The 7,365-nt window shown below is 41.4% G+C and carries 9 protein-coding genes; 6 read left to right on the forward strand and 3 right to left on the reverse strand.

From position 1 onward, the window contains the following. The first annotated feature begins 226 nt into the window (after positions 1-226). The 3 genes from EKM76_RS12390 (at position 227) to EKM76_RS12400 (ending at position 2,781) form a co-directional block, all read left to right on the forward strand. A complete protein-coding gene (locus EKM76_RS12390) occupies positions 227-952 on the forward strand; it encodes an ABC transporter ATP-binding protein (protein WP_125550920.1) in 726 nt (241 codons plus the stop codon). Further along, a complete protein-coding gene (locus EKM76_RS12395) occupies positions 949-2,082 on the forward strand; it encodes an ABC transporter permease (protein WP_125550921.1) in 1,134 nt (377 codons plus the stop codon). The genes EKM76_RS12390 and EKM76_RS12395 overlap by 4 nt, the downstream gene beginning before the upstream one ends. Before the next feature lie 63 nt (positions 2,083-2,145). Further along, the gene (locus EKM76_RS12400) at positions 2,146-2,781 is read left to right on the forward strand and encodes a TetR/AcrR family transcriptional regulator (RefSeq protein WP_125550922.1); all 636 of its coding nucleotides are present in this window, start codon (positions 2,146-2,148) and stop codon (positions 2,779-2,781) included. 9 nt (positions 2,782-2,790) lie between these two features. Here the strand turns inward: EKM76_RS12400 and EKM76_RS12405 are convergent, their stop codons facing one another. Together EKM76_RS12405 and EKM76_RS12410 are read right to left on the reverse strand one after the other, a co-directional pair. Beyond that, the gene (locus EKM76_RS12405; RefSeq protein ID WP_125550923.1) at positions 2,791-3,144 is read right to left on the reverse strand and encodes a DUF488 domain-containing protein; all 354 of its coding nucleotides are present in this window, start codon (positions 3,142-3,144) and stop codon (positions 2,791-2,793) included. A gap of 83 nt (positions 3,145-3,227) precedes the next feature. Further along, positions 3,228-3,881, reverse strand: coding sequence for an HAD-IA family hydrolase (locus EKM76_RS12410; RefSeq protein WP_125550924.1), 654 nt, complete (start codon positions 3,879-3,881; stop codon positions 3,228-3,230). Between the two features lie 277 nt (positions 3,882-4,158). Here EKM76_RS12410 and EKM76_RS12415 point away from each other — a divergent pair, with 277 nt between their 5' ends. Both EKM76_RS12415 and EKM76_RS12420 read left to right on the forward strand, forming a co-directional pair. Beyond that, entirely contained in the window at positions 4,159-5,043 is an 885-nt protein-coding gene (locus EKM76_RS12415; protein ID WP_125550925.1) for a hypothetical protein, read from the forward strand. A gap of 105 nt (positions 5,044-5,148) precedes the next feature. Continuing rightward, complete coding sequence (locus EKM76_RS12420) at positions 5,149-6,321, forward strand: cation:proton antiporter (protein WP_125550926.1); 1,173 nt, start codon at positions 5,149-5,151, stop codon at positions 6,319-6,321. An 89-nt stretch (positions 6,322-6,410) separates the two neighbouring features. On the opposite strand, the gene EKM76_RS12425 is transcribed toward EKM76_RS12420, so the two are convergent. Further along, a complete protein-coding gene (locus EKM76_RS12425; RefSeq protein WP_125550927.1) occupies positions 6,411-6,776 on the reverse strand; it encodes a hypothetical protein in 366 nt (121 codons plus the stop codon). A gap of 197 nt (positions 6,777-6,973) precedes the next feature. Between EKM76_RS12425 and EKM76_RS12430 the strand changes: the two genes are divergently transcribed. Next, positions 6,974-7,189: a hypothetical protein gene (locus EKM76_RS12430; RefSeq protein ID WP_125550928.1), complete on the forward strand. Its 216-nt coding sequence runs from the start codon at positions 6,974-6,976 to the stop codon at positions 7,187-7,189. The last annotated feature ends 176 nt before the right edge of the window (positions 7,190-7,365 follow it).

Below are 7,365 nucleotides of genomic sequence, written 5' to 3' on the forward strand. Positions count from 1 at the left end.
TGTTGCGCGTAGCTGTGGTTCAGATTGATCCATTTTGATTTGTACAATATCGGGTTTTGCCAATAAAAATCACCTCACCAATTATTTGATGAGGTAATCATAACTTGGATTTAGTTAGTTTGATAGTCGGTCAGTTATTTGGTGCTTACAATTTATCAGCGGCGGTTATAATTAAGTTAAATAATAAGTGAGTGATTACTTACTTATTTTATAAGGAGGTGTATCTATGGCAAATTCAATTATTGATTTAGCTCATTTAGTAAAGAAATTTGGTGAACAAACCGTATTAAAAGATATAAATTTCGCGGTGACACCAGGTGAGATCGTTGGTTTGATCGGGCCGTCTGGAGCAGGTAAGTCGACGGTCATCAAGTTAGCGCTAGGAATGGAAATGGCGGATAGCGGCACCGCAACTATTTTTGGTCAAACAATGCCGAATCGTAAATTGTTGGCTCATATCGGTTACATGGCGCAAAATGATGCTTTATATGAATCCTTGTCCGGACAAGAAAATTTAGTTTTTTTCGCTAAAATGAAAGGACTACCTAAGGCGACGTTAGCACAAGCAATTGCGTATGTGGCAGCGGTAGTTGATTTAACCGCGGACTTAGATAAACGAGTCAGCGGTTACTCAGGTGGCATGAAGCGACGGCTATCGTTGGCGATCGCTTTGTTAGGTCAACCAGAGTTACTGATATTAGATGAACCAACAGTCGGAATTGATCCTGCATTACGCCGCCAAGTTTGGCGCGAATTAAATAAAATTCGTGATGCTGGTCGCAGTATTTTGATCACCACTCACGTTATGGATGAGGCCGAACTTGCTGATCGTGTGGCTTTATTGCTTGGTGGAGATGTGATCGCCTTTAATACGCCGACACAACTCAAACAACAATATCAAGTGGCAACGATCGAAGCGGTATTTTTAAAGGCAGAAGGTGTACAACTATGAGAACATTTGCCATCATGACTCGAGTGCTTAAGGAATTGCTACGCGACAAACGGACATTAGCCTTAATGTTTTTGGCACCAATTTTTATTTTGATTTTACTGAATTTTGTCTTTTCAGCTAGCCAATCAACTGATGTAAGTGTGGGGACCGTGGCGGTGACCCGCTCATTAAAAAGTGATCTCGCGCAGACCAAGCACGTTACGGTAAAAGGCTATTCCAATTATAAGGCTGCTAAAAGGGCTTTAGACGATGATCAATTGGACGCAATTGTCCGGCAACGGAATAATAACTATAGTCTGACCTACGCTAATACGGATGCCAGTAAAACCACAGCAGTTAAAATGGCGTTTCGCAATGCCTTATCAACTAACGCAATGAGTCATTTAAAAGAAAAATTAGCTGGTACGACCAGCGCATTGGCTAAACTTCGTAGCCAACTGCCCAATGCGCCCAGTACGCCTGATCGAACTACGGCTAAAGCCACGACACCTAAAATTACTGATCATTACGTTTATGGCGATGCAAGCACCGGCTTTTTTGCTAAAATTTTGCCAATTTTAATGGGCTTTTTTGTTTTCTTCTTCGTCTTTTTGATCTCAGGCATGGCTTTATTGAAGGAACGTACTAGCGGCACCCTTGACCGGCTTTTAGCTACGCCAGTCAAACGTGCGGAAATTGTTTTTGGTTATATGCTTAGCTATGGTATTTTGGCCATTTTCCAAACAATTTTGATCGTACTGGTAACGATTTGGCTACTCGGCGTTGAGGTAGTGGGTAATCTAGCTTATGTCGTGCTGATCAATTTGTTGTTAGCATTAGTGGCACTGGCCTTCGGTATTTTGGTTTCAACTTTTGCTAATTCCGAATTTCAAATGATGCAATTTATTCCGATTTTATTGATCCCGCAAGTCTTTTTCTCCGGTATTATTCCGCTGGATTCAATGGCCGGCTGGGTCAAAGGTATTTCTTACGTGATTCCAATCAAATATTCAGGTGACGCCGCCACGCAAATTATCACCCGTGGAGTACCGTTGACTAGCTTAGGTTTGGATATCGGTATGCTGCTACTTTTCTTAGTTTGTTTGACCATCCTAAATATTGTTGGTTTACGGCGTTATCGTAAAGTTTAGATTGTTCATTAGCACGGGTAAGAAGTACTAAATGATAGAAATTCAAAGTGAGAGAGGACAGATATGGAAAATAATATATTCAATAATTATCGTGAATGGGTCAGTGAACAAAAAATGCCTAAAGGGGAGCGGGCTGTTTTACTGGCTGGGTTAGCGCTGTTCGCACAACAAGGATATAATGGCACATCAACAGCGCAGATTGCGCAACAAGCGGCGGTCAGTCAAGCCACGATTTTTAAATATTTTAAGACCAAGCAGGATCTATTGTTGGCAATTATTCAGCCGATCTTAGAAAACTTATATCCGCGCTATCGTGATGACTTTTTACCCGAGCTGGATCAATACAAAACTTTGGCCGAAATCGTGCATTTTATCATTCAGAATCGTTACCAGTTTTTAAAAGAAAACGCCGAAGCTTTTACGATCGTATTGACCGAATTGTTGACTAATCCGACTGTCCGGACTTTATTTTTTAAAGTGGTGCAGGAATCACAACCAATGATCACGCAACATTTATTGCGTGCGCTGAAAAAAGTAGGCGTGCGCCAAGAGTTGGATTTAGTTGCTATTGAGCGGACAATAATTAGCCAGCTTCTAACTTACTTCATTCAACAGCGGTTGGTGCCACAAGTCCCAGTCGATGAACAGCATGATTTACAGTTGATCGAAGCCCAAATTATTCGCGCCATCAAAAAATAACGCCTTTTGCTAGGCGTTATTTTGCTGTTCAATATATTCTTTTAGTACAACTGCTTGATTGTGTTGTTCGTCCTTGGCACCAAATAGAAAAATGGCGGTTGGTTGTTGGGTAACTAACTTTAAAAAATCAGGAGTGGCTGGATTAGCTGCTAATTCCGCCAAATAGCGCTGACGAAATTCTGGGTATTTAGCGACCTCATGATCGAACCATTTACGCAATTCATTGGAGGGGGCAATTTCTTTAGACCATTGATCCAGCGCAGCATTCACCTTGCTGATCCCGCGTGGCCACAGGCGGTCAACTAAAATTCGGTAGCCGCTGTGATCCGCTGGCTTTGTGTAAATTCGCTCTAATTTAATCATATAAAAGTATCCTTTCAAAAAATGTAGGTTGCGCCATACTAAACAAGCTAATTAGATGGCCACACCTAAAAAAGTCAGTCAGTCTAGTGATCAAGCTGGGTAACGATTTGCGGTAGACTCATGGGCGTGGCAGCAAAAGCACTAGGCGCCGCAGCAGTCAACTCAGCTGGTGAACCAAAACCATAAGTGACGGCAATGCTTTGCAAGCCATGATCATGGGCACCATTAATATCATTTTCGCGATCGCCGACCATGACCAGTCGTTGTGGCTGGTTAAAGCCAGTGCGGTCTTGCGCGTAAGCGATAATTTCACTTTTAGCAGCGCGCGTTTCGTCCATGCTTGCGCCATAGATTGCAGTGAAATACTGACTTAGTTGAAAATGGTCACTAATTTGCTGGGCGTATTGTTCTGGCTTTGATGTAGTGATGTAAAGCCGATAATGTTGCTGTAATTGCCCAAGTGCGGCTGGAATGCCAGAATAAACTTTGTTTTCAAAAATACCCTGCTGCGTATAATATTCGCGATACGTGGTCAAAGCTTGCTGCGCATCGTTAGCACTTAGGCCACAATATTTTTGATAGGAAGCCAGTAATGGCGGCCCAATGAATAATTTTAAAGTTGCTGCATCTAATTGGGGTAAGTTTAATTTATTGAGTGAATATTTAATTGAATTAACGATTCCTGCTTGAGAATCGGTTAAAGTGCCGTCTAAGTCGAAGAAAAGGGCTTGTAGCATATTGGCGAACCTCCTAAAGATAGTCGATCTAATATAATTAATTATACGAGCTTTTTTCAGAAATTGGGGATAACGTGGTAAACTAATTATAGAGAATTATTGATCAATTTGAATGCAGTAAGTAGCCGGCATAATTTCGTTGGCGGTAGCTGGCCATTCTTTTGGCTGAGATTTCTATTTATGCTATAGTTTAGTTTGATTCTGCGAATGAGTAGCGGGATATATTAGGCTACGATCGACGCCAATAAACAATTGTAAAATCGAAGGAGTATGTTTAATGAATTTACCGAGTAGAAGTCAAGCCCGCAAACAAAATGTAATTGCGGCACCACCAAAGCGTCATGGCGGGTTGGCCGTCTTGTTGAGCTTTCTGGCTGTAGTCAGTCTGTTGCTAGCCGTCGGTACCGGTGTGGCCCGGCAGCGTGTTTTTAATGCTGATTATCTAGTTACTGAATTGGATAAAACCGATGCCGGCAAACAGTTAGCCATAGTCGCTAATGCAGAATTGACGAACGTAGTCACTGACCGTGGCTTACCTAGTACATTAGCACCACAACTGGTGACAACTAAAGCGGCCCAACAAGATCTTGATCAATCGGTCCGTAATTTAGGGGCGGGTACTAGCCAACCGATCTCAGTGAGTCATATTGTTGCGCACGCACAATCAACGCTAACCACAAAATTAAACCAACAAAGTGCGCTACTAGCTGAGTTTGGGGCAACATCAACGTTGGTGAAAGGGCTGACTAATACATTAGACACGCGTTTGACTAATGAATTAAACGTGACTCAAGTAACGGCAGCCACGCAGAAAATTAAAACAGTTCACAGTACAGTTAACATTATTTTCTGGGGTGCAACCGCACTGACCGTCATTTTATTGGCTATCCTTTTATGGCTAGATCATAATGTGTTTCGGTTTGCCAAACAGTTTGGCTGGATCACTTTAAGTAGCGGTGTGATTATTTTTATTGGCTACTTTGGCGTTTCTGCTGCTGGTATCATTGAATTGGTGGCAGTCAGAGCCAAGGTCTTTGGCACCGCAGCTGCAGCGGTTGGTAACGCGGTACTCAATAGTTACGCAGTACCAAGTTACATTCTAATTGGTTTGGGCGTGGTCAGCTTATTATTGAGTTTACTCGGTCGCCGACGTAAAAATTAAATAACTTAGACGGTTGGAGCAGATGCTTTCAAGACAGTCCCTTCTAGGGTGAGGAGGGCTGGATTGGTGTCTGCTTTTTTGTTTGATAAATTGAAGGGAGCTATTATGAAATTTTTAGGTGTTTTATGTTTGATTTTGGTAACCACGTTATTGGCGGGACATTTCAGCCGTAAAATTGGTATTCCAGCGGTGATCGGCCAGTTATTAGTCGGCATCGTTTTAGGCCCGGCGATTCTAAATTGGATCCAACCAAGTACTTTTATCCATGATTTTTCGGAAATTGGTGTTATTTTGTTGATGTTTATGGCTGGCTTAGAAAGCGATATTGGTTTATTACGGCGCTATTTACGGCCTGGTATCTGGGTCGCAATTATTGGGGTGGTATTTCCGCTAGGCCTAGTCACATTAGTGAGTTTATGGTTCCATTTTTCCTTGTTACTAGCTGTTTTTATGGGCGTTATCTTCACCGCGACATCAGTTTCAATTTCGGTTGAAGTATTACGTGAATTAAAAATATTAGATAGTAAAGAAGGGACTACTATTTTAGCGGCTGCTGTCGTGGATGATGTTTTGAGCGTCGTTATTCTAAGTGTTTTTGTGAGCTTAAGTGGCGAAAACACTGGTGGTAGTGCACCTAATTTGATGATTGGTTTCATTGAACAGATTTTGTACTTTGTTGGTATTTATTTTGTCGTCAAATGGATCGCCCCATTCTTGATGCGCTTGTCCGAGCGATTTTTACTGGGGGCTGCGGTCACAATTATGTCCTTGATCATTTGTTTAAGTATGGCATATTTAGCAGATTTAATTGGTTTGTCGGCGGTTGTTGGTTCGTTTTTTGCTGGGATCGCAGTGGGGCAGACACCGTATAAAGCTGAAATTGATCATAACGTTGAGCCAATCGGTTACGCGGTGTTTATTCCGGTGTTTTTTGTCAGTATCGGCTTGGAAATGAATTTTACCGGGATGAGTAGTGCGCTGTGGTTTATTATTGTGTTAACGATCGTTGCCGTTCTAACTAAACTGATTGGTGGCGGTCTTGGCGCACGAATCGCTGGCTTTGACTTGGCCAGTGGTTATACTGTTGGTGCCGGGATGGTGTCACGTGGGGAAATGGCGTTGATCATTGCCCAGATCGGTTATCAGGCTAAGTTAATTGTGCCGGAATACTATTCCGCCACAATTATTGTAATTGTCCTAACAACTTTAGTAGCCCCTTTCTTGCTTAAGCACGCAGCGGCCAAGCAGTTAAAAAGCAACGATCCGACAGCGTTATAAATAAAAGTCAGATTACGGACGAAAAAAACCGCGAATTTATTCGCGGTTGGTTGCACCAGACTGGATCGCTGGCTGTCAGCATATTGTTATCATTCAACAAATAGTAACTGGATTTCCTGATTAGGTAGATCTAAGTTAATAGTTAAATGACGATTAAGATCTTGAACTAGATGGTAGGCAAAGTCAGCTTGTGTATCTGGAGTTGTTAATTGGCGTGTGAATTCATGTGCGCTAAAATTAAAATTTTCTAGAATGAAGATATGGTCAGTAACATACTGTAAATTGTTATCTTTATGGTTAGCACCAGCTTTCAAGACACTATCGATGTAATGGTAGAGAGTTGGTAAATCGTTTGTTAAAGGTTTAGCGGTATCTAAAGTTGTATGAAAGGTAGACGCTTGGCCGACTAATTCGTTATTAAGCGTGACTTGCGTTAAGGCTTGATATAATTTCACTTGGCACACCCGCTTTCTATATCTCCATTATAAGCAAGTAGCAGCAGAACGTAAAATCTAACCCCTCGGTTACTAACTGTAGTCGCGCAAATGTACATTTCAGTATAAGTTATACTAAAAGCGTAAAACATGTTAAAATGGAGACATTGTTCAGAAAACTATTATTAAAATAGTTTGAGTATTGGGGATGGATCAGCATGAAAATGCTCATGCTTGTCGGTTTATTATTGGTTGCCGGATTGATTTATTTGACGGCAGCACAGTTATTTGCTGGCTTTATTTCAGTAATTATTTTTTTGGCTGAGCTTATTATTAATGGTAGCGGCGCAATTTTGACGTTTATATTGCAATTCTGTATTCGTGTCAAACATATAGCTGCTCGAGCCAAACAATTTGTTCAAAGTGAATCGTAAGTGGAAGTGAGTCGCTGACAAAAGTAATTTTGGCTCTTTGTCAAATCCTGTTGATAGCTAATTTTAGACAGAATTGGAAGTTAAGCAACTTCCAATTCTGTTTTTTTATTTGGTTTCGTGCGCATCTGTTGTAACTTGATTCGAGAAACTAAATGATGATAGTTACGGAAGCCAAA

The sequence above is a fragment of the Loigolactobacillus zhaoyuanensis genome, from assembly GCF_003946385.1.
GTDB classification, from domain to species: domain Bacteria; phylum Bacillota; class Bacilli; order Lactobacillales; family Lactobacillaceae; genus Loigolactobacillus; species Loigolactobacillus zhaoyuanensis.